Origin of the sequence: Halomonas qaidamensis, from assembly GCF_025917315.1 — a bacterium.
In the GTDB taxonomy this organism is placed as follows: Bacteria; Pseudomonadota; Gammaproteobacteria; order Pseudomonadales; family Halomonadaceae; genus Vreelandella; species Vreelandella qaidamensis.
Genome location: NZ_CP080627.1, coordinates 77,989 through 102,981, shown reverse-complemented (window position 1 = coordinate 102,981; position 24,993 = coordinate 77,989). Strand labels below are relative to the sequence as shown.

Sequence of the window (24,993 nt, the reverse complement as noted above, 5' to 3'; positions counted from 1 at the left end):
TGGGAACAGCAAATGGCAGAAGCAAGCAGCGGGTCTAAAAAACTGCTTTGGATAATGATTGTACTAGTACTGCTATCGTCGGCGGGTGCCGCGGCAGCAATCTATTTAGTGCTTGATCAACGTAGCGGAAGTGCTGAAAACGATGAAACACAGCAAAGCGTTGAACATGTACCGCCTGTTTTCACACGCATTGACCCGTTTACTGTCAATCTAGCCGATGACCGTTATGGCTCCCGCTTACTTTATACCGGCATTACGCTTCGGGTTGGCAACGAACAAAGCAAGACGATTATTGAAGAGCACATGCCTCAGGTACGTAGCCGCTTGCTTATCTTATTATCAGGCAAGCAAGCCGATGAATTAACGTCTACTGAGGGTAAAGAAGAGCTAGCTCAAGCTATTATCAGCCGCTTGAACGTTCCTCTTACCGAAAATCAGCCTCCCTTAGATTTACGGGAAGTGCTGTTTACCGAATTTATTGTGCAATAACCCCGGGAACTGGAGCCGTTCATGTCGCAGGACGATCTACTGTCCCAGGAAGAAATTGATGCCTTGCTAAAGGGCGTTAGTGGAGATGATGAGCCTGCCACTTCGTCATCATCTGCGCAGGATGAAAACCGCGTTCGTCCCTACGACCCAGCAACACAGCATAGGGTCATCCGTGAACGCTTACATGCATTAGATTTTATCAATGAACGTTTCGCTCGCTACTTCCGTAATGGCTTGTTTAATTTGATTCGTCGTAGTGCGGACATCACCGTTGAGTCGATGCGGTACCAAAGCTTTAGCGATTTTTCGCGTAACGTTCCGGTACCCACTAACTTAAACCTTGTATCAATGAAGCCGTTACGCGGATCAGCACTCGTTGTTTTTCCACCAAACTTGGTATTTATGGTGGTAGATAACCTGTTTGGTGGCGACGGTCGTTTTGTGACAAAGTCAGATGGTCGCGAGTTTACCAACACCGAACAGCGTATTATCCAGCGTCTGCTCAACTTGGCTATTGATGCCTACCAAGAAGCCTGGAAGGTAGTTTATCCCCTGGAAGCGTTCTTTTTACGCTCCGAAGTTCAGTCTAAGTTTGCCAACATCACCAACTCGCCCAACGAGATTGTGGTGAATACCAAATTTAATATCGAAGTGGGCAACCTATCGAGCAACTTTCAGATTTGCATGCCCTACGCCATGATTGAGCCACTTAGGGATCTACTCGCCAACCCTATTAACGACAGTAACCATGATCATGACGGCACATGGTCACGGCGTATGGCGAGCGAGCTTCGTCAATCAGAAGTTGAGCTAGTCGCTGAGTTTGCACAAATACCCAGCCGCATTGCCCATGTAATGGGGCTAAAAAAGGGCGATGTATTGCCCATGGATATCCCCAACACAATCACCGCTCGTGTCGACGGTGTTCCGGTGATGGAGTGCGAGTACGGGAGCCAACAGCAGCAACGCGCATTACGCGTGCTACGTATGATCGACCATGCCGCTATGAACAACCTATCGTCCAAGGACTTTATTAAAGGTTCAACGCGACAGAAAGCCAAGGAACCCAAAGCATGACTGATCCAAACAACCCCGATCAAAAAGTCTCTGATGACGATTGGGCGGACGCCATGTCTGAGCAAGAAGAACCCACAAGTGCCGATGCCACAGGTGAGGAGGATCCTTGGGCAGCGGCGATGGCCGAGCAAGAAGCTGCGGAAGAGATCGATTCCTCAAGCAACGAGCCAGAGCAAGAAGCGCCTGTCGCTAAACCGGCAAGTGATGAAGTATTTCGCCCATTAACTGCTGAGAGTGGCCATTCTGAGTCTCGCGACTTGGAAATGATCATGGACATCCCGGTCAAGTTGACGGTGGAGTTAGGTCGTACAAAGCTGACCATCAAGCAACTCCTTGAACTTGCCCAGGGTTCGGTGATTGAGTTGGAAGGTCTCGCTGGCGAGCCTATGGATATTTTGATCAACGGCTATTTAATCGCCCAAGGGGAAGTCGTCGTGGTGGATGATAAATATGGCATCCGAATTACCGAGATTATCACTCCCTCTGAGCGCATTCATAAACTCAACCGATGAGCGCCGTACCCTCTTCTTCATCAGGCTCTTCACTTGATGCCATAAGCGGCAGTGGTGATGCCTTAATAGGCATGGCAGCACTCGGCAAAACAGCAGCGTCACTCGCGCTGGTCATTGCCATTATTTTGCTGTGCACAGCGGTACTGAAACGCTGGCAAACCGCGCGTCATCAACACGGAGCCCACTTAAAAATTGTGGGTAACACTGCGGTAGGCAATCGCGAACGTATTGTCGTGGTTGAAATAGAGGATACCTGGCTGGTGGTCGGCGTGAGCAGTGGGCGGATAACCAAACTGCATGAACGACCTGCGCCGACTGACCGCCCTAACTCGCCCCCCCCCGAGGCGCCTTCGCGTTTTTCTCAGCGTTTAGCCCAGGCACTTGCCAGCCACCGGGGCAAACAGGATAGCCCGCCTTCTACCGCCCCCGATTCAAACCACACATCATGAGATACAAGATGCATGTCGCTTGGCCTGTTGGGCGGCGTTGGTGGCTAATACTTGCCGCTATCGCCTGCTGCTTATTTATTCTACCTGCTCACGCTCAACAGCTGCCTGGGCTGGTGTCTCAACCGTTGGATAATGGCGGCCAACAGTGGTCGCTGTCGTTACAAACGCTCCTGTTCTTAAGCTCTTTGGCCTTTTTGCCAGCCATGCTACTAATGATGACCAGTTTTACGCGCATCATTATTGTACTTAGCTTGCTGCGGACCGCCATGGGCACCCAGGCAACGCCACCGAACCAAGTTTTATTGGGTATCGCGTTGTTTTTGACGTTTTTTATTATGTCGCCTGTTTTAAACCAAGTGTATGACGCCGCTTGGCTGCCGCTCACGAATGAAACAATCAATTTTGAAGAGTTCTTACTGCGGGCTCAGCAACCGTTTCGAGAATTCATGCTCGCCCAAACCCGCGAGCCTGACTTAGCGCTATTTGTTCGCCTTGCCGATGTTGGCCCGATGCAAGGCCCCGAAGAGTTACCTATGCGGGTCTTACTACCCGCCTTCGTTACCAGTGAGCTTAAGACTGCGTTTCAGATTGGTTTTACGATTTTTATTCCTTTTCTGATTATTGATTTAGTCGTGGCGAGTACGCTAATGGCACTCGGTATGATGATGGTGCCACCAATCACAATTTCACTACCTTTTAAGCTCATGCTGTTTGTGTTGGTAGATGGCTGGCAGTTAATTATAGGCTCACTTGCAGAAAGCTTTTACATGATTTGAGCGTCGCGTTCAGCGGCCAGGAGTATCTATGACCCCGGAAATGGTGATGAGCATTGCTTACCAAGGTATGCGGGTAACGCTTTTGCTTGCAGGCCCCATGCTGCTGGCCGCCCTTTTCACTGGCCTAATCATTAGCTTGTTCCAGGCGGCCACCCAAATAAATGAAATGACGCTAACCTTTATTCCTAAAATATTAGCCGTCTTTGCCGTTCTGGTACTTGCTGGGCCCTGGCTAATTGGTTTGATCACCGACTTCACGCATCGCCTCTTCACTAATATCCCCAGCATGGTGATGTAACGCCATGGTGGAGGTGACATTCGCCCAGTTACAGGCGTGGTTAGTGGCGTTTCTTTGGCCGTTTACTCGCATTACTGCCTTTATGGCAGCCTCGCCCTTATGGGGCCACTCCAGCGTTCCGAATCAGGCTAAGGTGGCACTAGCGGCTATTATTGCCATTGTAATTGCCCCGATATTGCCTGCCATGCCTGACGTTCCCATCATGTCGTGGGCGAGCCTGGGCATCATGATTGAGCAGCTGTTGATAGGCGTTGCTATTGGCTTAGTCATGCATATTATTTTCGCCGTGGTTCAAGCTGCCGGCGAGTTTATCGGCTTACAGATGGGGTTGGCGTTTGCCAGTTTTTTCGATATGTCGAGCGGCACCAACATTATGGTGCTATCACGTATTCTTTATATGATTACGCTGTTGATGTTTCTTGCCTTGAATGGCCACCTGATGGTGTTAGAAACATTAATAATGAGCTTTGAAACACTGCCTATCGGCATTGGTGCCTTAAACCCGAATGCGTTTGAGCTGCTGGCACGCTATGCGGGAACTATTTTTGCCTCCGGCATGTTACTCGCGCTACCGCTGGTCGGCTCACTGTTAATCATTAACTTAGCGCTCGGCATCCTCAACCGTTCAGCACCACAATTGACGGTATTCAATATCGGCTTCCCTGCCTCATTAACCGTGGGACTAATTCTGTTGATGGTGCTAATGACCGATATTGGCCGTTTTTTACAGCACCTTTTTAGCCAAGGGCTCGCCTTTATGCAGAGCTTGATCGAAACGATGGCTCCCTTGGGCTAAGTCATAAACCACTACATATAATCGAATAGCGACATGCCGCGAATATCGACGAACGCTTTCTGAGCGGCCTGTAGTCCTACTTGCCGCAGGCTATATTCAGAAATCGCGTCGGCATAATCCAAATCGACTAAGTCAGACAGCGTTTGCTCATAGTTAAGCATTCGGTTGCCGCCTACCGCATCAACCACATCTAGTTCATTCAGCCGGGCACCCGCCGATGCACGAACGGTCAGTACGTTATCAAGGGCGTTATCAAGGTCGCGCATTGACGTGTTTAGTGTATTACGCAAGGCGGCTTTATCCGTCGCACTTTGAGCTGGCGTTTCTAGTACGCTAATAGCCGCTTCCATGGTGCGAAACAGGTCAGCACCGCGCTGTTCACTGCCCGCTTGGGCGATCAGAATTTCATCATCAGGCTCAGCGCTGCCGGTTAGCGTGACATTAATACCACCAAAGCTAAGCTGCTGACCGTCGCCGACATATTCGCCACTGGCCACTGCGCTCGCCGCATCCTCTTGCCACGCACCTCCACTAAAGCGCTGTACGTGATAGCTGATGCCGCTGTCCAGCGACGTATCTTCTTTGAACACGACACGGTAGCTATCGCCATAGCCGGAAGCGTTAACGTCCGTCAGCTGGGGGCCGCTGAAAGTAACGCTTCCTTGATTCTCTGCATTGGCTTCAGCGATATAGCCGGCGCCACTGGGTACGCCCTGAAAAACGGTGACACCATTTTCAGCAACTGGCATCAAGCGGGAGGCATCAACACGCTGCTGGCGCACACTACTGTCACCGTTATACTCCACGCCGCCTTCCGCGGATTTTACAAATGGCGGCGCATTATCTTTGTAACCACCGAACAGGTAGCGACCATTACCATCGGTGGCATTCGCCTGCCCCAACATGGTTTCGTAGATACCTTTTAGCTCACTGGCAATGGACTCACGGTCCACATCACTCAGCGTATCGCTCGAGGCTTGGATTAATAGTGTTTTTGCACTAGTAACCGCATCACTGACGCTGTTCAGAATGCTCTCTGTCTGCGATAGCGAATTGCGTGCCGTCACCCGAGCATCGGCAAACTGTTGGGTCATCGCTTTGGATTGATCAACGCCCACGGCACGCGACGCAGCTTGGGGGTCATCAGAAGGATTAACCACGCGACGACCGCTGGCAATCTGTTGACTAACTTTTAAGAAATCACTTTGCTGACGGTTAATAGAAGCCGTGCTCTGCTCAAACATGGTGACCGTGCTGATACGCATCGCCTAAGCTCCTTATTAATTCCGCAGGTTCAAAATGGTGTCCATCATCGCGCCTGCGGTATCAATCACACGCGCATTCGCTTGGTAATACTGTTGGTAGCGAATCAGGTTAGCTGCTTCTTCATCAAGGTTAACGCCCGACTCAGATTGCTGAACGGCTTTCAATTGATCGGTTAACCCTTGGCGTGCATCTAAGTTCACCTGCGTAATATTAGTACGGTTACCCACATCGCTGACAATCACGCCATACGCGCCACTCACCGATGCGCTACCTCCCACAATGGGTTTTTGCTGTAGGTCCTGTAACGCCAAGGCATTGCGGTTATCACCAGCGCCCGCCGTTACCCAATCCTCAGGATTGTCTTCAGGGTTTGATGGCTTACCCGCTGCGATACGGTCTAGGTCATTGACCGCCACATTCATATCGCTAGCACCACGGCGTACTGGTTGCACTTCAAACCGGTCGCCATTGGCAGGTGTGTTGCTAAACGTGAGAGCGACTCCACCAAACGTCAGCGCGCCGGTTCCCGCATTCCAGTCAACATCGTCTACCGTCTCGCCGTTATCGTTGCGCGTTACCGTTGGCGTATTGCCTTCAAAACGAACGGTATAATCTGTTGCGCGAAGCTGATCTAGCGTGTCGATATCAAACTCAGCAGACTCAACGATGGCAACACCGCTGTTATCATCATGGCTGATCGTCTGAGGTGATCGTACAGTGAAGAAGTCTCCCCCTTGCTCACCATTCAGGTCGACCCCCTGCTTGTGCTGCTCATTAAACGCCACAGAAAGTGACACTGCCAGTTGGCCAATTTGATTCTGCGTTTTATCCAGAGTTTCTGAGCGAAACGTCATTAAACCACCCAACGCACCGCCTTTAATCGTTGACTCTTCCAGCTGAGTCACTTTTCCTTGGCCATCGCGATAGCCCACCACCGTTCGCTGTGGATCAGCCTCAGAAGGTATGGCTTCCAGCCTAAACGCATTGGTACCTGTTACCAGCGGCTGACCGTTTGGTAGGCTGAGATTGTAGCTTTTTCCATCTTGGATATTTAAACGTATATCCATGCGCTCATTAAGTTCAGAAATAAAATGATCGCGCTGGTTTAAAAGGCTATTTGGGGCTTCTCCACTGCGAGCACGAGCCAGAGCAATCTCACGATTTAGTCCAGCAATTTGCTCTACGGTGTTATTGACCTGGGTAATTTCGTCCCTAATCTGACTATTAACGTTGCTCTGCATGTCTTGCAGGTAACCATCAAAGGAACGGAACTGAGCGCTAAGTGTATTGGCATTACCTACGACCCCTTGGCGGGCCGCTGGGTCCGATGGTGCGCCGGCTAAATCTTCTAGCGATGAGAAAAACGACTGCATCAATGGCGACAAACCCGCTTCACGATCCGCGAGTAAGTTATCAATTTGGGTCACTTGGTTATTGTAAGTGTTCAACGCACTTGATTGCGTTTTGGCGTTGTTAAGCTGGTTCGAGACATAGGTATTGAATTGGCGTTCGATACTGTCAACTTTAACGCCGCCCCCAACCGGCCCTTGGCCAAGCTGAGCCAGCTCACGGTTATACCCAGGCGTATAAACGTTACTGATATTGTTGCTGGTAGTACTGAGGGCATTCTGCGCCGCATTGAGGCCGCTTAAGCCGATTGAAAACATGCTCATGGTCAATTCCTTAGGCCGATAACAAGTCTATCGGCAGTGCGCAGAAAAACTTGAATCGTGCGTTAGCGGGAATCTGCAAGAAAATCGCGTCCTGGTGCAATCGGCCCCATGGTATTCATAACGGCGACCAGTTTGTCAGCGTATTGGGGGTCCGTCGCATAACCGCCTCGTTGTAACTCGTGAGCGGCTTGATGCGCATCAGCGGCCTGGACTACGCCCGCGTAACGAGGATTATTGCCAATCAAATTGGCATAGTCGGTAAACGCATGTTCAAACGAATCATACACGCGGAAAGAGTCCACAATTTGAGTTCGACGGCCGTTAATGTATTCATGTGTCACGATATCGGTCGTCTTGCCTTGCCAGTGGCTGCCCGCTTTAATACCAAACAAATTGTGGCTATTACCACCGTGTTGGGTGGCAATTTCATGGCGTCCCCAGCCTGTTTCCAGTGCTGCTTGTGCCAAAATAAGCTCAGCCGGAACGCCGGTGGCATGACTTGCCGCCTGAGCTGGAGCCGCTAATGTCGTTAAGAAGCGCTGAACGTGATCAGGCGCATGGCTGAAACTAGCAGGTGTCGCGGCGGACGTAGGCGTAGCAGAGGAGAGCGCTGTAGAGGACGTGCTGGTATTGCTCACCTCAGCGGCTGACCGTTGGCTTATCGCGTCTAGCTCAGCTAAGAAGCGTCCATTACCCGACTCGGGGGCATAACCATGATTAGTCGGCTGCAGCGGATCATCCAGCACTTTAGGAGTACCACGGGGTATCCCAGCAATTAACGCCTGTAGTTCTTGATCGCCACCCTCTACCTTATTATTGACGACGCCCTGGCGCTGCAGCTGCTCTACTAGCATATCCGCCAACCCCATGCCTTTCGATGAGATGACTTGCGACCACTGTTGATCCAGCATCTGCTGATAGGTATCGGTGGTTGAACTACTCAACAAACCAGAAGAGGGAGTGGCATCGCGCATGCTTTTCATCATCATCTGCACAAAGAGCGCTTCAAACTGCTGCGCAGCACCATGAACACCGGCATCAGGGTTCATCCGAGCGTTATGCTGCAAGCGCTGGAAGCCATTCATATCCAGCGCAAATTGGCTGGTCATATCGCCAATGCTCATTAAATAACCTCAAGCTCTGCGCGAAGCGATCCGGAGGCCTTCAACGCTTCAAGAATCGACATTAAATCTTGGGGGGTGGCTCCTAAGGCATTGAGCGCATTAACCACTTCGTTCAACTGGGCGCCTTCTACAATTTGTAGAAAGGCTTCCTGCTGCTCAATTTCAATATCTGTATCAGGTACCACTACTGTTTCGCCTTCACCAAAAGGAGCTGGCTGGCTAACCCCGAACTGGGTGTCAATCATAATAGATAAATTACCGTGGGCGACCGCTGCTTGGCGAAGGGTCACCGCGCTATTCATCACTACGGAGCCGGTACGGGCATTGAGCACCACGCGCGCGGGGGCATCCATCGGCGTTACCTGGACATTTTCTACCCGCGCCATAAAGTTAACGCGGGCATTGTCATCCATAGGACCATCAAGTGCGATCACCCGTCCATTGCGCGCATAGGCTACCGATTGACCAAATTCATTATTAATCGCCGTGACCATGCGCTGGACCGTGCCAAAATCTGACTCGTTAAGCTGTAATTCTAACCGTCCACCGTTACCGCCGAGATTTAAAGGCACTTCCCGCTCAACCAACGCGCCGTTAGGAATACGGCCGGATGCTTGCTGATTGATCTGCACACTACTGCCGCCTGCTTGAGCACCCGCACCGCCCACCAGCATATTGCCTTGGGCAATGGCATAGGTATCGCCATCAGCACCTTTTAGAGGGGTCATCAACAGCGTTCCACCACGTAAGCTACGGGCATTGGCAATCGAAGATACAACGATATCCAAGCGCTGGCCTGGGCGTGAAAACGGCGGTAAGTCAGCAGTGACCATGACAGCAGCAACGTTGCGAAGCTGCAAGTTCGTGCCAGCCGGCACCGTAACGCCTAACTGCGAGAGCATGTTCGTTAAACTTTGGCTAGTAAACGGTGCCTGGGTAGTTTGGTCACCAGTGCTATCTAGCCCCACGACCAAACCGTATCCAACCAGCTGGTTGTCGCGCACCCCGGCAAAGCTTGATAATTCTCGTACTCGTTCCGCCGCTGCTGGCATGGCCAGTAAACAACTCGTTGTCACTACAGCCACATAGCGTAGCCAGCGTTTAACATCACGATAACGGTTTACCATGCTAGGTCTCTTTTCGCGGGCCGAATAACTCACTTAAAACGGCGATACATTTAAGAAAAAGCGTTGCAACCAGCCCATGTGCTGCGCTTCGTTTATATAGCCATCGCCAACATACTCAATTCTTGCATCTGCCACTTGGGTCGAAGGCACGGTGTTTTGCGCGGTAATTGTGCGTGGATTAACCACCCCAGAGAAACGAATGAATTCTGTTCCCTGGTTAATCGCTATCTGTTTTTCACCGCGTACCCGTAAGTTACCGTTATTCATCACTTCTAATACCGATACGGTGATGGTGCCCGTAAAGGTATTATTGGCCTGGGAACCGCCGCCACCAGCAAAGTCACTTGCCCCCGACACATCGAAACCATACTCGGCCAACGTATCCAGCACATCAGGCAACTGCGCAAGCTCTAAGCTGGCATTGCCTGCACGATTAGCGTTGGACTGAGCATTTTTGCTAGCGCTTACCTCTTCATCAAGTACGATAGTCAAAATATCGCCAATAGATCGCGGGCGGCGATCTTCAAATAGCGGCTGGTAACCCCGGCGTGCTTGATAAATGGAGCCATTAGCAATCGGCGGCGGCCGATCGACAATACTAATCTGCTCTTGCTCACCCACTACCGAGGCACGCGGAATTTGTGCACAACCGGCCGCTACTAAGATAAAAAGAGTAAGACTAACTAACGTAAAAAGACGTAAAGCAGCGTGTAAATCCAACATATTGGGACCTGTTAGTAAGCCCTATTCATCAATAGCTCATCAATAACATTAGAGCTGGCTCAAACGCGCTAACATCTCGTCGCTGGTTGATACCGCTTTACTATTAATTTCGTAGGCGCGTTGGGTTTGGATCATATTGACCATCTCCTCAACTACGTTCACGTTGGAGGTTTCAACATAACCTTGGAATAACCTGCCAGCACCGTTATTGCCGGGGGCATTTTGGTTAGGCGCGCCCGATGCACCGGTTTCTAAGTACAAGTTACCGCCAACACTCTCTAGGCCTGCTGGATTGATAAACGACGCCACGTTGATCTGACCAATATCGGCATCTTGCGCAATACCTGGTTGGCGCACACTAACAGTGCCGTCTTCACCAATGGAGACCGACAGCGCGTTTGCGGGAACAAAAATGGCAGGCTCAAGTGGGTAACCATTAGCAGTGACCATTTGGCCGTTTTCATTCAGCTGAAAACTACCATCCCGCGTGTAGCCCACGGTGCCATCAGGTAGCAGCACTTGAAAAAAGCCGTCGCCATTAATCGCCAGATCGCGAGAATTCCCGGTTTCCTCAAGGCCGCCTTGGGTATGCAGGCGCTCCGTAGCCACCGCACGCACACCGGTGCCTATTTGCATACCAGAAGGCAAACGATCCTGAATATTATTTTGCGCGCCAGGCTGGCGCATATTTTGATAGAGCAGATCTTCAAACACCGGACGTGAGCGTTTAAAGCCGTTCGTGCTTACGTTTGCTAGGTTATTCGAGAGTACATCTAACTTTGTTTGCTGAGCCTCTAGCCCCGTCTTAGCGGTCCACAAGGATTTAATCATTATCGTGTTCCCTCAACTGACAGACTGCCATCAGCCCTGAATAGATAGAATACTGTTAGCTCGCTGAGCGTTTTCGTCCGCTGTGCTAAGCATTTTCATTTGCATGTCATAACGCCGTGAAGCGTCAATCATAGACACCATGGCATCAACGGCACTAACGTTACTGCCCTCTAGTGCGCCACTGACAATTCGGGCGCCTTCATCACCTGGCAGCACCGCAGCAAAACCTTCTTCATTCAGTGGCCCACGAAATAGGCCATCTTCACCTCGCGTTAATGCCTGCGCTTCAGGTGTTACCAGCTTGATCCGGCCGACATCTACTAATGCCTCTGGTCCCTCTCCCTGTGGAATAGCGCTAATGGTGCCATCCGCGCCAATGAATACTTCTGCGCCTTGTGGTAATGCAATAGGCCCACCTTCGCCCATCACAGGGCGCCCAACACTGAGCAGTACGCCGTCACTGTCCAGCTGTAGGTCGCCGCGCCGCGTGTATGTTTCGGTGCCATCGTCTGCGAGTACCGCCATCCAGGCATCATCCTGCATAGCGATATCAAGCATTCGTCCTGTGCGTTCAATAGGGCCCTGCGAGAAGTCAGTGCCTGGGGTAGTGGTCACTGCCGATACCCGCGTATCAAGCAGCCCTGCGCCTTCCACTGGCACCGAGCGTGCCGCTTGTAGCTGAGCGCGAAAACCCGCAGTGGATACGTTCGACAGATTGTTACTTATCACTGCCTGCTGATCCATCGTGTGTTTAGCACCGCTCATGGCGGTATATAGCATACGATCCACAACTGACTCCTTAGCGCAGCATTACGCCATTATCACGAATGACTACAGGTTAATAATGGTCTGCAGGAGCTCGTCCTGGGTGCTGATAGTGTTGGAGTTAGCCTGGTATGAGCGCTGAGCGACAATGGTATCTACCAGCTCACTAGCCAAGTCAACGTTAGATGCTTCTACCGCTTCTGCTTGGATCTGACCCAGACGACCAGTACCCGGTGCCCCTAGGTTTTCTAGACCGGAGGTATTTGTCGCCGCCCACAGGTTGTTACCCAGTGGTTGAAGTCCTTCTTCATTGCGGAAGCTAGCTAGCGCAATCTGACCGGCTGCACGGGTTTCACCGTTGGTGAAATTACGCTGAATAACGCCAGTGTCAGTAACAGTAATGCCAGCCAGTGCACCAGAGGTATACCCATCTTGGCTCAACTCTTTTTGCAACGAGTCAGCGGCAAACTGAGTGGTACCATCGAATTTAAGTTCAAGATTAAGGGGCTCTGCATCGACACCGCCGGGAATGCCAGCAATAACGGCACTAGCATTGCCGCCATTAACGCCTGTCACAACACCATCCGCATCGGTTTGCAATCTGCCGCTTTGCGTAAAGTCCAATGTGAAGGTGCCTCTAGCCACCCCATTAGTAACGGCAGTGACATCCCACTGGTTACTGTTTCCTACCCTTTCAAAATAGGTAGAGACATTAACGGTATTACCCAAGGAGTCATAGGCAGTAAAGTTATTGGAAAAGTGGTAATCCAATTCATCCCCATTTGCCAATTCAAGCGTATTTAAATCTTGGCCACTGACTGCCCTAGCATCCAAGTTTAGTAGTGCATCAACTTCGGTGGTGGCTTTAGCCGGAATGTCATCAACGGGCACATTTAATGCTTGTGGGGCTCCGCCTACCAATACGTTTGAGAACGGGAACGCCTGCTGATCGTCAGTATCTTCGGTAACGCCTCGATCCATACCGTAGCCCATTAAACGATCGCCCTGGGCGTTAACGATATCGCCAGCAGCGGTGATGCCGAACTCACCGTTACGTGAATAACCGACTTCGCCAGTAGAACGCTCAAGACGGTAGAAACCTTCACCGGAAATCGCTAAGTCCAAATTACGGCCGGTACTTTCGATGCTGCCCTGGGTAAAGTTCTGGCGCACATCTGATACTTGAACACCAATGCCGCGTGAGGCCGCAAACACATCGGCAAACAAAACGTCAGAACGTTTGTAGCCCACCGTTTGCGAGTTGGCAATATTGTTACCCGCCGAGTTTAGCTTCTCTGATTGTGCGTTAAGACCAGCGACAGCTGTTGTAAATGACATAATACTTTCCTCATCAAAACGTCTTTTTCATTGAGACGTTCTTACTGTAAAAACGTCGTTCTACTTGAAGGTTGCTCAAAGAATCTGTTTGACCTGATCAAGCTGAACCTGTCCGTAAATAGCGCCTAAATCCAGCCGAACATTTCCGTTACCATCGTTAGGCGTCACGCTATTAACAACCGCATAGTTCAATGCCGTTGAATCTAGCGTTTCACCTTCGGCATCTTGAGCCTCAAGCTGAACTGTATAACGACCACTGGCAGCGGCTTCACCCTGCTCGTTTTTACCGTCCCACTGGAAAGACTGCACGCCGGCCTCTACCGCACCCAAGTTATAGCGTCTGATCACCTCACCACCTTGACCAACAATCACCGCGGTAAGCTGGTCTGCTGGCTTAGCAAGCTCGATACCAAACGGCGTCGTATAGGGCTTTCCTTCACTATCTTGCTCTAGCATGACCTTGTCACCAGGCACCATCACGCCTTGGCCAATCAAGCCACTTGCTTGCAGAGCTTGGTTAGCATCCATTTGGCTAGTAATGCTTTCCAACGTGGTATTTAACTGCTCAATCCCACTCACCGTATTAATTTGTGCGATCTGGGAAGTCATTTCCGCATTTTCCATTGGATTCAGCGGATCTTGGTTCTGCAACTGGGTAATCAGTAGCGTCAGAAAACTACTACGCAGCTCATCTGATGCACTTTGCTTTAACTGGGCACCGCCGCCGCCATTAATTGTCGAAAGTGTTGTCGGGTCGATTGTACTCATGACTATCCCTCTCCCAGCGATAGCGTCTGCACCATCATCTGCTTCGTTGTGTTGAACACTTCTACGTTGGCTTGATAGGAGCGTGATGCCGAGATCATATTGACCATTTCATGCACGGGTTCAACATTGGACTTGGCGACGTACCCTTCTTCGTCGGCAGCAGGGTGGTTAGGCATATATTCCAAACGTAGCGGAGAGTCATCTTCAACCACTTCATTGACACGTACGCCACCGACGCCATATCGATTATTATGTGCCTGGGTTTCAAACATCACGTGTTTGGCCCGATAGGTCTCGCCATCAGGTCCCGCAACGCTGTCGGCATTGGCCATATTGCTAGCAGTAACATTCATACGCTGCGCTTGAGCGCTCATCGCCGAACTAGCAATATCAAAGGCTGAAAACATCGACATAAATTACTTTTCTCCTACCGCTAAATTATTCCGGCTGCATCGCGTTTTTCAGGCCCTGAATTCGGCGATTCATAATAGTTAGCGCAGCTTGGTAACGAACGGCATTGTCTGCAAACTGTGTCCGCTCACGATCCATATCAACCGTATTACCATCAAGGCTAGGTTGATCAGGGACACGATAAAGCAGCTCTGCACTGCCTGCACCACGCCAAGCAGGCCCTTCCCCTTGCAGATGACGATCTGAGGTTCGTGCGAGCGTTAGCGCGCCATTTTGTTGCTGCTGTGGCTGGCTACCCGCAACGGCCTTCTTTAGCTCACTGGCAAAATCAAGATCGCGCGCTTTATAGTTAGGCGTATCAGCGTTAGCAATATTGGCTGCCAGCACATCGTGACGAGCTTGACGCAGCCCCAGCGCCTGCTGGTGATAATTAAAGGCAGATTCAAGTTGATCAATCATGCCGGTCCTCGTTCGCTGAGAGGCAACATACAGTGGATATTATTGATGATGAATAATAGGCTTCGACTCGTCAGCCTAAAGCATGGAACAGCTGCCGTTTACACCAGCATTTCATATGATGCACAGACTACTTTTGCACTACACTTCACGGCTGATGCTTATCATCCGCCTCCTTTCGATTGAGCGACTCACCCATGCCCCATCCGCTGCAATACTGCTTGGCGATACTTAAGCAACTACTTTTATTATTGTTGTTCAGTCTTTGCCTTTCATTGCAGGCACATGCCAGCAATGACCTGCTAATGGATACCGTTCAACAATTTCTTTACCAAGAATCCCAAGCACTTGGGCAAGAGGTGATGATCGACATCACGCCTCCTTCTCCTCATTTACCTACTTGTGTTTCGCCCGAACCCTTCTTTCCAAATGCCAATCACCCCCCTCTCGGGCGCGTGTCAGTTGGCGTACGCTGCGGCGAAAATCGGCGTCAAGTGCGGTATATACAGGCACAGATTGATATTATCGGTAGCTACGCCGTGGCTGGGCAGGATATTGATAGAGGCACACTTATTACGGGTGATATGCTGACATTACGAGAAGGCAATCTTGGAGATCTTGCTTCCCAAGCACTTACTGACCAAAACGACATTGTTGGCATGGTCGCGCAGCGTCCTATTCGTAGCGGCAGTACTTTCCAGTCCCATTACCTTCAAGCGCCTCAAGTGGTGAAACGAGGGCAGCGTGTCACTGTCATAGCAGAAGGCGCAGGTTTTCGAGTGTCACGCGAAGGAGAGGCCTTGTCTGATGGTGCACAAGGCGAACGTATACGCGTGCGCTTTGATACGCGGGAATTAGTCACTGCGCGCGTCATTGGCCAAGGTACATTGGTGATAGATTTTTGATTCAAACACTAAAGTCCTTACTACTCGGGCCGATAATAAGTTATATAGCGCATGCCGCACCAACGTTGACGATGAGGCAAACAACGTGAAAATTGATAATATTAATCCGTTGCTACGTTCTAATCAGGCGCAGCAACGTGAGGAAGCCCCGAAGATAAGTGGCAGCAAGCCAACTGAAGCGGACAGTGCTACACGTTCAGCAACGCATCTTAGCCAAGCGCATATTGATAGCTCGCAGGATATTGATACAGCGAAGGTCGAAGAAATTCGCGAAGCTATTCGTGAAGGAAAACTCGACATTCGTGCGGACCGGATCGCTGATGGCTTAATTGCCAATTTAAAAGAGTTATAAGCGGACTATTATGGGCCTTACACGACTGCTTTCAGACCAGCTACAACGTCTTGATGACTTAGTACTATTGCTCTCTGATGAACAAGCAGAGCTTACTAAAGGCAGCATTGACGGTGATGCTCTCAATACTATTGCTCTGAAAAAACAGGCGCTGCTAGTTGAGCTAGAGCGCATCGAAACACTGCGCCGCAGCGTGCAAACGAAGCTTGGCTATGCAGATGGTACCCAGGGTGCCAGACAAGCGGCTAACGATGCAGGCTGTTTAAGCACATGGGAAAGCCTGCTCGAAAAAAGCGAACGTGTCTCACGAATGAATGCGCTTACGGGTCAAATGCTATCGCTAAGAATGAAGCACAACCAAGAGATGCTGAACTACATTCGACAAATCGCTGAAAAAACCCTTTATAAGCCAAACGGGCGCAATAATGCCCAACCAGGCCGCATCAACGCATCCGCTTAATAGTTAGATCTATTCTTAGTATTTACAAACATTCATAGACAAAACTTATACAAAAAGCTTCAATGTGGACATTAGTATTCACATTTGGAGCCGAACTGATGCTAGCCCACCTTCCAGAAAACTTCACTGCGGTTGTTATCGGTGCTAATGGCGGTATAGGCAACGCTGTTATTCGGACATTACTTACTGATACACATGTGGGAAAGGTCGTAGCGGTAAGCCGTTCGCCTCTTTCTTTTCAGGATTCGCCGATTCCACACTCCATAGAAACAGTTCATGCCGATATCACTACAGAAACAGGACGCAAAGCGCTTTGCGAACAGTTAAACAAACGCCCCGTACACTTGCTCTTCAATGCTATTGGCACACTGCATGATGATACGCGTAATGTGCAACCTGAAAAGCGTTTAGAGCAGCTAGATGAGTCATCATTTGCTCACGTTATGCATGTTAATGCAGCCACTCCCGCCCTACTAATTGCTGCACTTAAATCATCACTACAAGGCAAACACCCATCTATCATTGCCAGCTTGTCGGCACGCGTTGGATCCATTGGCGATAACGGTCACGGCGGCTGGTACAGTTACCGTGCCAGCAAAGCAGCGCATAACATGTTAATGAAGACCATCTCAATCGAGCTGACACGATCAAATAAGCAATCTATTGTGTTATGTCTGCACCCAGGCACCACGGACACATCGCTCTCGAAGCCTTTCCAAGCTCGGGTACCCAGCGAGAAGTTATTTACGCCAGACTTCGTTGCCCAGCAGCTTCTGTCCGTTATTTCCAAACGCACACCAGAGGATACTGGCAGTTTTTGGGATTGGGCTGGCGAACCCATCGAATGGTAAATCTCAGGCAAAAAATTCCCCAAAGGCGCAAGCCTTACGGGGATTTTCGTACAAGCGCCTGACGATAACTCGCCCCAGCCCTCCGAGCCGCTCTTGTCATTCCCGCAGGCCCTTGGCGGGAATCCATGTTGAGTTGGGGTTTTGGGCTTCAGCAAGCCAAGGTCAAGGTGGATTCCCGATACCCCCACTCGGGAATGACGGCGTGGTGACTCGGGAGTAATGGTGCAGTAAGCACCAACAAAAAACCCAGCCGGGTGGCTGGGTTTCTTGTTTAATAAGTGCCTGACGATGACCTACTCTCGCATGGGGAGACCCCACACTACCATCGGCGCTAAGCGGTTTCACTGCTGAGTTCGGCATGGGATCAGGTGGTTCACGCTCGCTATGGTCGTCAGGCGTAACAGGTAATGCATATCATGCTGACAGTGTTTTGTGGCGTCTCTTTCGTCTTAAGCCTGTCGTGTATCACGGTGGGCTTAATCCGCGTATCCGGTTTTCTAAGTGTTGTCACACTCGTTTCGTTATCACTACGACCAGACCCCTTGGGTGTTATAGGGTCAAGCCTCACGGGCCATTAGTACACGTTAGCTCAACGCCTTGCAGCGCTTCCACACCGTGCCTATCAACCAGCTGGTCTCGCTGGGCCCTTCAGGAGGCTCTAGGCCTCAGGGATGTCTCATCTTGAAGGGGGCTTCCCGCTTAGATGCTTTCAGCGGTTATCCCGTCCGCACATAGCTACCCGGCAATGCCACTGGCGTGACAACCGGAACACCAGAGGTGCGTCCACTCCGGTCCTCTCGTACTAGGAGCAGCCCTTCTCAAACATCCAACGCCCACGGCAGATAGGGACCGAACTGTCTCACGACGTTCTAAACCCAGCTCGCGTACCACTTTAAATGGCGAACAGCCATACCCTTGGGACCGACTTCAGCCCCAGGATGTGATGAGCCGACATCGAGGTGCCAAACACCGCCGTCGATGTGAACTCTTGGGCGGTATCAGCCTGTTATCCCCGGAGTACCTTTTATCCGTTGAGCGATGGCCCTTCCATACAGAACCACCGGATCACTAGAACCTGCTTTCGCACCTGCTCGACGTGTCTGTCTCGCAGTCAAGCACCCTTATGCTCTTGCACTCACTGCACGATGTCCGACCGTGCTGAGGGTACCTTCGTGCTCCTCCGTTACTCTTTGGGAGGAGACCGCCCCAGTCAAACTACCCACCACACACTGTCCTCGATCCGGATAACGGACCTGAGTGAGAACGCCAATGATGCCAGGCTGGTATTTCAAGGTTGGCTCCGCTCGAACTGGCGTCCGAGGTTCAAAGCCTCCCAGCTATCCTACACAGGCAACATCAGCGTCCAGTGTGAAGCTATAGTAAAGGTTCACGGGGTCTTTCCGTCTAGCCGCGGGTACACCGCATCTTCACGGCGATTTCAATTTCACTGAGTCTCGGGTGGAGACAGCGTGGCCATCATTACGCCATTCGTGCAGGTCGGAACTTACCCGACAAGGAATTTCGCTACCTTAGGACCGTTATAGTTACGGCCGCCGTTTACCGGGGCTTCAATCAAGAGCTTCGGCCGAAGCCTAACACCATCATTTAACCTTCCGGCACCGGGCAGGCGTCACACCCTATACGTCCGCTTGCGCGTTAGCAGAGTGCTGTGTTTTTACTAAACAGTTGCAGCCACCTGGTATCTTCGACCGGTTCGGGCTTGGAGAGCAAGTCTCGTCACCCTACGCCGGCGTGCCTTCTCCCGAAGTTACGGCACCATTTTGCCTAGTTCCTTCACCCGAGTTCTCTCAAGCGCCTTGGGATTCTCACCCTGACCACCTGTGTCGGTTTGGGGTACGGTCGCACATGATCTGAAGCTTAGAGGCTTTTCCTGGAAGCGTGGCATCAATGACTTCCTGACCGTAGTCAGTTCGTTTCGTGTCTCGGCCTTAGAGCATCCCGGATTTACCTAGGACACCAGCCTACTCACTTTCACCAGGACAACCAACGCCTGGCTCACCTAGCCTTCTCCGTCCCCCCATCGCAATCATGTCCGGTACGGGAATATTGACCCGTTTCCCATCGACTACGCCTTTCGGCCTCGCCTTAGGGGCCGACTCACTCTGCTCCGATTAGCGTCGAACAGAAACCCTTGGTCTTCCGGCGAGGGAGTTTTTCACTCCCTTTATCGTTACTCATGTCAGCATTCGCACTCGTGATACCTCCAGCGAACTTCTCAATTCACCTTCATTGGCTTACACGACGCTCCTCTACCGCTCATCCAGAGGATGAACCCGTAGCTTCGGTACCTGGTTTAGCCCCGTTACATCTTCCGCGCAGGCCGACTCGACTAGTGAGCTATTACGCTTTCTTTAAAGGATGGCTGCTTCTAAGCCAACCTCCTAGCTGTCTGAGCCTTCCCACATCGTTTCCCACTTAACCAGGATTTCGGGACCTTAGCTGACGGTCTGGGTTGTTTCCCTTTTCACGACGGACGTTAGCACCCGCCGTGTGTCTCCCACGCTTGCACTCGCCGGTATTCGGAGTTTGCCTCGGGTTGGTAAGTCGGGATGACCCCCTAGCCGAAACAGTGCTCTACCCCCGGTGGTGATACGTGAGGCGCTACCTAAATAGCTTTCGAGGAGAACCAGCTATCTCCGAGCTTGATTAGCCTTTCACTCCGATCCACAAGTCATCCAAATCTTTTTCAACAGATCCTGGTTCGGGCCTCCAGTTGATGTTACTCAACCTTCACCCTGCTCATGGATAGATCGCTCGGTTTCGGGTCTATATCCAGCGACTGTGTCGCCCAGTTAAGACTCGGTTTCCCTACGGCTCCCCTAAACGGTTAACCTCGCCACTGAATATAAGTCGCTGACCCATTATACAAAAGGTACGCAGTCACAGAACAAGTCTGCTCCTACTGCTTGTACGCACACGGTTTCAGGATCTATTTCACTCCCCTCTCCGGGGTTCTTTTCGCCTTTCCCTCACGGTACTGGTTCACTATCGGTCAGCCAGGAGTATTTAGCCTTGGAGGATGGTCCCCCCGTCTTCAGTCAAGGTTTCTCGTGCCCCGACCTACTCGATTTCACATGATCAGATTTTCGACTACGGGGCTATCACCCGCTGCGGCCGAGCTTCCCAGCTCGTTCGTCTAATCAGTCACATGCTTAAGGGCTGGTCCCCGTTCGCTCGCCGCTACTAGGGGAATCTCGGTTGATTTCTTTTCCTCAGGGTACTTAGATGTTTCAGTTCCCCTGGTTCGCCTCTTACGCCTATATATTCAGCGTAAGATACTCATCTTATGATGAGTGGGTTTCCCCATTCAGAGATGCCCGGGTCACAGGTTGTTTGCCACCTCGCCGAGCCTTATCGCAGGCTACCACGTCTTTCATCGCCTCTGGCTGCCTAGGCATCCACCGTGTGCGCTTCATTGCTTGACCCTATAACCCGAAGGAGTCTGGGGTTCGCAATGATAACGATTGCCGGATACGCTTGAGACGTATCACAAAACAATTACGTATAAACGTTTTAAAACGTTTATGTCAGCATGATATACATTGTTAAAGAGCAGCTGTTCAATGAACAGTGATAAGAAGACGTCTAACGTCGTGCTTATCAATGGTCACGAAACAATCACAAACGGGTCTTACACTTAACGTTAAGATAATGGTGGAGCCAAGCGGGATCGAACCGCTGACCTCCTGCGTGCAAGGCAGGCGCTCTCCCAGCTGAGCTATGGCCCCATTGTTTTTGCTGATCTTACCTCTTGCCATTAATTTCTGTGAGACAAGGCAAGATGCGACGACGTATAGCCTGCTATACGAGGAGCATTTTAACGCCGTATCACAGGAATTTGGTGGGTCTGGGCAGACTTGAACTGCCGACCTCACCCTTATCAGGGGTGCGCTCTAACCAACTGAGCTACAGACCCAAGAGGGGATCGTGCTTAAACCGTTTGCTCTATTATCTGATCAGGTAATTCATTGTGAGCGCTTACCGCGAGGGATGATGCATCGTTTAAGGAGGTGATCCAGCCGCAGGTTCCCCTACGGCTACCTTGTTACGACTTCACCCCAGTCATGAACCACACCGTGGTGATCGCCCTCTTGCGTTAGGCTAACCACTTCTGGTGCAGTCCACTCCCATGGTGTGACGGGCGGTGTGTACAAGGCCCGGGAACGTATTCACCGTGACATTCTGATTCACGATTACTAGCGATTCCGACTTCACGGAGTCGAGTTGCAGACTCCGATCCGGACTGAGACCGGCTTTTCGGGATTAGCTGACTCTCGCGAGCTCGCAACCCTTTGTACCGGCCATTGTAGCACGTGTGTAGCCCTACTCGTAAGGGCCATGATGACTTGACGTCGTCCCCACCTTCCTCCGGTTTGTCACCGGCAGTCTCCTTAGAGTTCCCGGCATTACCCGCTGGCAAATAAGGACAAGGGTTGCGCTCGTTACGGGACTTAACCCAACATTTCACAACACGAGCTGACGACAGCCATGCAGCACCTGTCTCTGCGTTCCCGAAGGCACCAAGTGATCTCTCACAAGTTCGCAGGATGTCAAGAGTAGGTAAGGTTCTTCGCGTTGCATCGAATTAAACCACATGCTCCACCGCTTGTGCGGGCCCCCGTCAATTCATTTGAGTTTTAACCTTGCGGCCGTACTCCCCAGGCGGTCGACTTATCGCGTTAACTTCGCCACAAAGTGCGCTAGGCACCCAACGGCTGGTCGACATCGTTTACGGCGTGGACTACCAGGGTATCTAATCCTGTTTGCTACCCACGCTTTCGCACCTCAGTGTCAGTGTCAGTCCAGAAGGCCGCCTTCGCCACTGGTATTCCTCCCGATCTCTACGCATTTCACCGCTACACCGGGAATTCTACCTTCCTCTCCTGCACTCTAGCTTGACAGTTCCGGATGCCGTTCCCAGGTTGAGCCCGGGGCTTTCACAACCGGCTTATCAAGCCACCTACGCGCGCTTTACGCCCAGTAATTCCGATTAACGCTTGCACCCTCCGTATTACCGCGGCTGCTGGCACGGAGTTAGCCGGTGCTTCTTCTGCGAGTGATGTCTTTCCTAATGGGTATTAACCACTAGGCGTTCTTCCTCGCTGAAAGTGCTTTACAACCCGAAGGCCTTCTTCACACACGCGGCATGGCTGGATCAGGGTTCCCCCCATTGTCCAATATTCCCCACTGCTGCCTCCCGTAGGAGTTCGGGCCGTGTCTCAGTCCCGATGTGGCTGATCATCCTCTCAGACCAGCTACGGATCGTTGCCTTGGTGAGCCATTACCTCACCAACTAGCTAATCCGACATAGGCTCATCCGATAGCGGGAGCCGGAGCCCCCTTTCTCCCGTAGGACGTATGCGGTATTAGCCTGGGTTTCCCCAGGTTATCCCCCACTACCGGGTAGATTCCTATGCATTACTCACCCGTCCGCCGCTCGTCAGCATCTAGCAAGCTAGATCTGTTACCGCTCGACTTGCATGTGTTAGGCCTGCCGCCAGCGTTCAATCTGAGCCATGATCAAACTCTTCAGTTTAAAATCATTGTGATGCTTACTCGTCATCCGACAACATAATGTTGACGAACAACAAAAGCGCATCAAACCTGGCTCAAGGTTCAAACGAATTCATTTCAATTTACATTGTCATGACCGCTTGCCTTGATATTTGGTGATTTATCACCCTCATCGGCAAGCGCCCACATGAATTACCTGATCAAATTGTTAAAGAGCTGTTTCGCTGCGAGGCTATCTTATCAGCCGGCTAACCGATGAACTGGTTTGCCTCAGCGAGGAAGGCGTATTCTACGCATTTCCTGGTGTTTGTCAATCACTGTTTTCAGTGAGTGAAGCGAGCGAGTTAAGAAAGCGAGATAACGATGCCTTCTCTTTTATTGCGCTAACTTCCTGACAAACCGAAGGTTTTCACCTTCTATCACCGCTGGTAACGCTGTGCGTCCCCGGCAGCGGATGCGTACTTTACGGATTCGCTGCCGTCTTGGCAAGGGCTTTTATAAAAAAACTCCAACATTCGTCTATTACCCTAATGTCAGCAACGTCACCCTTCTATATTCCCCTTTCTCTACATTACCCTTTCTATTTAAGTACAGGAATCGCGTCAGGCACTAATGACTCGGTGTTGAGATCAGCAATCGTTCGCGCGCCGGTGAGCGTCATTGCCACCCTCATCTCTTTTTCGAAAAGCTCAAGCAGGTTAGCAACCCCCGCCTCACCTGCTGCTGCCAGCGCATAGATAAAGGCGCGACCGATCAATACTGTATCTGCGCCCATGGCAACCATCCTTACTACATCCAACCCATTACGCACACCAGAATCTGCCAGGATGGCTAAGTCACCCTTAACTGCATCTGCAATAGCAGGCAGAGCACGCGCGGTAGAAGGCACGCCATCTAACTGACGGCCACCGTGATTTGAAACCACAATACCATCAGCCCCAAAGCGGACTGCATCACGGGCATCTTCAGCATCCAATATGCCCTTAATAACCATTGGGCCATCCCATTGCTCACGAATCCAATCCAGATCTTTCCAGGAAATAGAGGGATCAAAGTTATCGCCAAGCCAAGCAATATAATCCTCAAGCTCTGTCGGCTGACCACGATAATCAGACACGTTGCCTAGATCATGCGGGCGACCACGAACACCTACATCCCAAGCCCAAAGAGGATGCAATGCAGCCTGAAGCATACGTTTCATAGGCCCGCTTTTGCCGCTCATACCTGAGTGGGCATCGCGATAACGCGCCCCAGGTACAGGCATATCAACGGTGAAGATTAATGTTTTAACCCCTGCCGCCTTAGCACGCTCAAGCACGTGCTTCATAAAGCCCCGATCCTTCAGTACATAAAGCTGAAACCAAATGGGCCGCTCAACTGCCGACGCCACTTCAGCAATAGGGCATACGGATACCGTCGATAACGTAAATGGTATGCCTTTCTTGGTCGCTGCCCGCGCTGCCTGGACTTCACCACGCCTAGCGTACATGCCGGTTAGCCCCACCGGCGCCAAGGCAAGAGGCATTGCCATCTTTTCGCCAAACAGCTCGGTTTCCAGCGATAGCGACGACATATCCTTTAACACCCGCTGCCGCAACGCGACACCCGCCAGGTCTTCAACATTGCTCCGCAACGTATGCTCTGCGTACGACCCGCCGTCAGCATAGTGAAACAGAAACGGGGGAATACGACGCTTGGCAGCTTGGCGGTAGTCCGTAGGTGATGAAATGATCATGGCAGGCCCTATGCAATAAATAGATGCACTATTTATAAGTACTATCTATACACGGTCATCGAAGCGTTAATGTTAAACGCCACAAGTAAAATTGGTATTACCAATTTACAGATTGATTAGATGCCACACTAAACAGCCCCTTTCATCATGTCAATTGACAACCCCAACAAAGGCTTTTACCACGCTTATACTTTAGTTACATAAGCAAGAAGTTACTTTCTACCTAATCTCTATGGATAAGCTGAGGTTTATAATTGATGCTTGAGCAAAACATAT

Annotated in this window: 23 protein-coding genes, 2 tRNA genes and 3 rRNA genes; 11 read left to right on the top strand and 17 right to left on the bottom strand. The window is 51.1% G+C overall.

Annotated features, from left to right (window positions below):
• Positions 1-12 precede the first annotated feature (12 nt).
• From fliL to fliR, 7 genes are read left to right on the top strand one after another with little or no spacing between them, the layout of a single operon-like run.
• Positions 13-489, top strand: a complete 477-nt coding sequence (gene fliL, locus K1Y77_RS00475; RefSeq protein ID WP_030074288.1) for a flagellar basal body-associated protein FliL — start codon at positions 13-15, stop codon at positions 487-489.
• Between the two features lie 21 nt (positions 490-510).
• Positions 511-1,566 carry a flagellar motor switch protein FliM gene (gene fliM / locus K1Y77_RS00470; protein ID WP_030074289.1) on the top strand — a complete coding sequence of 352 codons (1,056 nt, stop codon included), beginning with the start codon at positions 511-513 and terminating at the stop codon, positions 1,564-1,566.
• Positions 1,563-2,078, top strand: a complete 516-nt coding sequence (gene fliN, locus K1Y77_RS00465; RefSeq protein ID WP_030074290.1) for a flagellar motor switch protein FliN — start codon at positions 1,563-1,565, stop codon at positions 2,076-2,078. Before fliM ends, fliN begins: the two co-directional genes overlap by 4 nt.
• Entirely contained in the window at positions 2,075-2,527 is a 453-nt protein-coding gene (fliO, locus tag K1Y77_RS00460; protein WP_264429764.1) for a flagellar biosynthetic protein FliO, read from the top strand. Before fliN ends, fliO begins: the two co-directional genes overlap by 4 nt.
• Before the next feature lie 8 nt (positions 2,528-2,535).
• Positions 2,536-3,303, top strand: a complete 768-nt coding sequence (gene fliP / locus K1Y77_RS00455) for a flagellar type III secretion system pore protein FliP (protein ID WP_030074292.1) — start codon at positions 2,536-2,538, stop codon at positions 3,301-3,303.
• A 28-nt stretch (positions 3,304-3,331) separates the two neighbouring features.
• Positions 3,332-3,601, top strand: a complete 270-nt coding sequence (gene fliQ, locus K1Y77_RS00450; RefSeq protein WP_027958744.1) for a flagellar biosynthesis protein FliQ — start codon at positions 3,332-3,334, stop codon at positions 3,599-3,601.
• Between the two features lie 4 nt (positions 3,602-3,605).
• The gene (fliR, locus tag K1Y77_RS00445; RefSeq protein ID WP_030074293.1) at positions 3,606-4,397 is read left to right on the top strand and encodes a flagellar biosynthetic protein FliR; all 792 of its coding nucleotides are present in this window, start codon (positions 3,606-3,608) and stop codon (positions 4,395-4,397) included.
• 11 nt (positions 4,398-4,408) lie between these two features.
• Here the strand turns inward: fliR and flgL are convergent, their stop codons facing one another.
• The 11 genes from flgL to flgB all read right to left on the bottom strand — a co-directional run bounded on the left by flgL (position 4,409) and on the right by flgB (position 14,882).
• Positions 4,409-5,662 (bottom strand): flagellar hook-associated protein FlgL, encoded by a 1,254-nt coding sequence (flgL, locus tag K1Y77_RS00440; protein ID WP_030074294.1) that lies wholly within the window; start codon positions 5,660-5,662, stop codon positions 4,409-4,411.
• Between the two features lie 15 nt (positions 5,663-5,677).
• Positions 5,678-7,336, bottom strand: coding sequence for a flagellar hook-associated protein FlgK (flgK, locus tag K1Y77_RS00435; RefSeq protein ID WP_030074295.1), 1,659 nt, complete (start codon positions 7,334-7,336; stop codon positions 5,678-5,680).
• A gap of 62 nt (positions 7,337-7,398) precedes the next feature.
• Complete coding sequence (gene flgJ, locus K1Y77_RS00430) at positions 7,399-8,460, bottom strand: flagellar assembly peptidoglycan hydrolase FlgJ (protein ID WP_264429758.1); 1,062 nt, start codon at positions 8,458-8,460, stop codon at positions 7,399-7,401.
• A complete protein-coding gene (locus K1Y77_RS00425) occupies positions 8,460-9,587 on the bottom strand; it encodes a flagellar basal body P-ring protein FlgI (protein ID WP_030074297.1) in 1,128 nt (375 codons plus the stop codon). The genes flgJ and K1Y77_RS00425 overlap by 1 nt, the downstream gene beginning before the upstream one ends.
• A gap of 33 nt (positions 9,588-9,620) precedes the next feature.
• Positions 9,621-10,310 carry a flagellar basal body L-ring protein FlgH gene (locus K1Y77_RS00420; protein ID WP_030074298.1) on the bottom strand — a complete coding sequence of 230 codons (690 nt, stop codon included), beginning with the start codon at positions 10,308-10,310 and terminating at the stop codon, positions 9,621-9,623.
• A 48-nt stretch (positions 10,311-10,358) separates the two neighbouring features.
• Complete coding sequence (gene flgG / locus K1Y77_RS00415) at positions 10,359-11,141, bottom strand: flagellar basal-body rod protein FlgG (RefSeq protein ID WP_030074299.1); 783 nt, start codon at positions 11,139-11,141, stop codon at positions 10,359-10,361.
• 30 nt (positions 11,142-11,171) lie between these two features.
• Positions 11,172-11,930: a flagellar basal body rod protein FlgF gene (locus K1Y77_RS00410; RefSeq protein ID WP_030074300.1), complete on the bottom strand. Its 759-nt coding sequence runs from the start codon at positions 11,928-11,930 to the stop codon at positions 11,172-11,174.
• A gap of 42 nt (positions 11,931-11,972) precedes the next feature.
• Entirely contained in the window at positions 11,973-13,244 is a 1,272-nt protein-coding gene (gene flgE, locus K1Y77_RS00405; RefSeq protein ID WP_264019037.1) for a flagellar hook protein FlgE, read from the bottom strand.
• Positions 13,245-13,319: 75 nt separating this feature from the next.
• Positions 13,320-14,012 (bottom strand): flagellar hook assembly protein FlgD, encoded by a 693-nt coding sequence (gene flgD / locus K1Y77_RS00400; protein ID WP_264019038.1) that lies wholly within the window; start codon positions 14,010-14,012, stop codon positions 13,320-13,322.
• Between the two features lie 2 nt (positions 14,013-14,014).
• Entirely contained in the window at positions 14,015-14,425 is a 411-nt protein-coding gene (flgC, locus tag K1Y77_RS00395; protein WP_264429755.1) for a flagellar basal body rod protein FlgC, read from the bottom strand.
• Between the two features lie 25 nt (positions 14,426-14,450).
• Entirely contained in the window at positions 14,451-14,882 is a 432-nt protein-coding gene (gene flgB / locus K1Y77_RS00390) for a flagellar basal body rod protein FlgB (protein ID WP_030074304.1), read from the bottom strand.
• A 194-nt stretch (positions 14,883-15,076) separates the two neighbouring features.
• Here flgB and flgA point away from each other — a divergent pair, with 194 nt between their 5' ends.
• From flgA to K1Y77_RS00370, 4 genes are all read left to right on the top strand, one after another.
• Positions 15,077-15,784, top strand: coding sequence for a flagellar basal body P-ring formation chaperone FlgA (gene flgA, locus K1Y77_RS00385; protein WP_030074305.1), 708 nt, complete (start codon positions 15,077-15,079; stop codon positions 15,782-15,784).
• A gap of 85 nt (positions 15,785-15,869) precedes the next feature.
• Positions 15,870-16,136, top strand: a complete 267-nt coding sequence (gene flgM, locus K1Y77_RS00380; RefSeq protein WP_030074306.1) for a flagellar biosynthesis anti-sigma factor FlgM — start codon at positions 15,870-15,872, stop codon at positions 16,134-16,136.
• Positions 16,137-16,146: 10 nt separating this feature from the next.
• Positions 16,147-16,596, top strand: coding sequence for a flagella synthesis protein FlgN (locus tag K1Y77_RS00375; protein WP_030074307.1), 450 nt, complete (start codon positions 16,147-16,149; stop codon positions 16,594-16,596).
• Positions 16,597-16,694: 98 nt separating this feature from the next.
• On the top strand, positions 16,695-17,447 hold the full coding sequence (locus tag K1Y77_RS00370) for an SDR family NAD(P)-dependent oxidoreductase (protein ID WP_030074308.1): 753 nt from the start codon (positions 16,695-16,697) through the stop codon (positions 17,445-17,447).
• A 280-nt stretch (positions 17,448-17,727) separates the two neighbouring features.
• Here K1Y77_RS00370 and rrf read toward each other — a convergent pair.
• The 6 genes from rrf to lldD form a co-directional block, all read right to left on the bottom strand.
• Positions 17,728-17,843 (bottom strand): 5S ribosomal RNA (gene rrf, locus K1Y77_RS00365).
• 157 nt (positions 17,844-18,000) lie between these two features.
• Positions 18,001-20,893 (bottom strand): 23S ribosomal RNA (locus K1Y77_RS00360).
• A gap of 227 nt (positions 20,894-21,120) precedes the next feature.
• A tRNA-Ala gene (locus K1Y77_RS00355) sits at positions 21,121-21,196 on the bottom strand.
• A 111-nt stretch (positions 21,197-21,307) separates the two neighbouring features.
• Positions 21,308-21,384: transfer RNA gene (locus K1Y77_RS00350), tRNA-Ile, on the bottom strand.
• Positions 21,385-21,471: 87 nt separating this feature from the next.
• Positions 21,472-23,004: ribosomal RNA gene (locus tag K1Y77_RS00345) — 16S ribosomal RNA — on the bottom strand.
• Together the 16S, 23S and 5S rRNA genes with 2 tRNA genes alongside form the textbook arrangement of a ribosomal RNA operon.
• A 558-nt stretch (positions 23,005-23,562) precedes the next feature.
• Positions 23,563-24,717 carry an FMN-dependent L-lactate dehydrogenase LldD gene (gene lldD / locus K1Y77_RS00340; RefSeq protein ID WP_264019040.1) on the bottom strand — a complete coding sequence of 385 codons (1,155 nt, stop codon included), beginning with the start codon at positions 24,715-24,717 and terminating at the stop codon, positions 23,563-23,565.
• Between the last annotated feature and the right edge of the window lie 276 nt (positions 24,718-24,993).

Coding starts and splice junctions, on each gene's coding strand:
- fliL (WP_030074288.1), top strand. CDS start 13: ATGGCAGAAGCAAGCAGCGGGTCTAAAAAACTGCTTTGGATAATGATT.
- fliM (WP_030074289.1), top strand. CDS start 511: ATGTCGCAGGACGATCTACTGTCCCAGGAAGAAATTGATGCCTTGCTA.
- fliN (WP_030074290.1), top strand. CDS start 1,563: ATGACTGATCCAAACAACCCCGATCAAAAAGTCTCTGATGACGATTGG.
- fliO (WP_264429764.1), top strand. CDS start 2,075: ATGAGCGCCGTACCCTCTTCTTCATCAGGCTCTTCACTTGATGCCATA.
- fliP (WP_030074292.1), top strand. CDS start 2,536: ATGCATGTCGCTTGGCCTGTTGGGCGGCGTTGGTGGCTAATACTTGCC.
- fliQ (WP_027958744.1), top strand. CDS start 3,332: ATGACCCCGGAAATGGTGATGAGCATTGCTTACCAAGGTATGCGGGTA.
- fliR (WP_030074293.1), top strand. CDS start 3,606: ATGGTGGAGGTGACATTCGCCCAGTTACAGGCGTGGTTAGTGGCGTTT.
- flgL (WP_030074294.1), bottom strand. CDS start 5,662: ATGCGTATCAGCACGGTCACCATGTTTGAGCAGAGCACGGCTTCTATT.
- flgK (WP_030074295.1), bottom strand. CDS start 7,336: ATGAGCATGTTTTCAATCGGCTTAAGCGGCCTCAATGCGGCGCAGAAT.
- flgJ (WP_264429758.1), bottom strand. CDS start 8,460: ATGAGCATTGGCGATATGACCAGCCAATTTGCGCTGGATATGAATGGC.
- K1Y77_RS00425 (WP_030074297.1), bottom strand. CDS start 9,587: ATGGTAAACCGTTATCGTGATGTTAAACGCTGGCTACGCTATGTGGCT.
- K1Y77_RS00420 (WP_030074298.1), bottom strand. CDS start 10,310: ATGTTGGATTTACACGCTGCTTTACGTCTTTTTACGTTAGTTAGTCTT.
- flgG (WP_030074299.1), bottom strand. CDS start 11,141: ATGATTAAATCCTTGTGGACCGCTAAGACGGGGCTAGAGGCTCAGCAA.
- flgE (WP_264019037.1), bottom strand. CDS start 13,244: ATGTCATTTACAACAGCTGTCGCTGGTCTTAACGCACAATCAGAGAAG.
- flgD (WP_264019038.1), bottom strand. CDS start 14,012: ATGAGTACAATCGACCCGACAACACTTTCGACAATTAATGGCGGCGGC.
- flgC (WP_264429755.1), bottom strand. CDS start 14,425: ATGTCGATGTTTTCAGCCTTTGATATTGCTAGTTCGGCGATGAGCGCT.
- flgB (WP_030074304.1), bottom strand. CDS start 14,882: ATGATTGATCAACTTGAATCTGCCTTTAATTATCACCAGCAGGCGCTG.
- flgA (WP_030074305.1), top strand. CDS start 15,077: ATGCCCCATCCGCTGCAATACTGCTTGGCGATACTTAAGCAACTACTT.
- K1Y77_RS00375 (WP_030074307.1), top strand. CDS start 16,147: ATGGGCCTTACACGACTGCTTTCAGACCAGCTACAACGTCTTGATGAC.
- K1Y77_RS00370 (WP_030074308.1), top strand. CDS start 16,695: ATGCTAGCCCACCTTCCAGAAAACTTCACTGCGGTTGTTATCGGTGCT.
- lldD (WP_264019040.1), bottom strand. CDS start 24,717: ATGATCATTTCATCACCTACGGACTACCGCCAAGCTGCCAAGCGTCGT.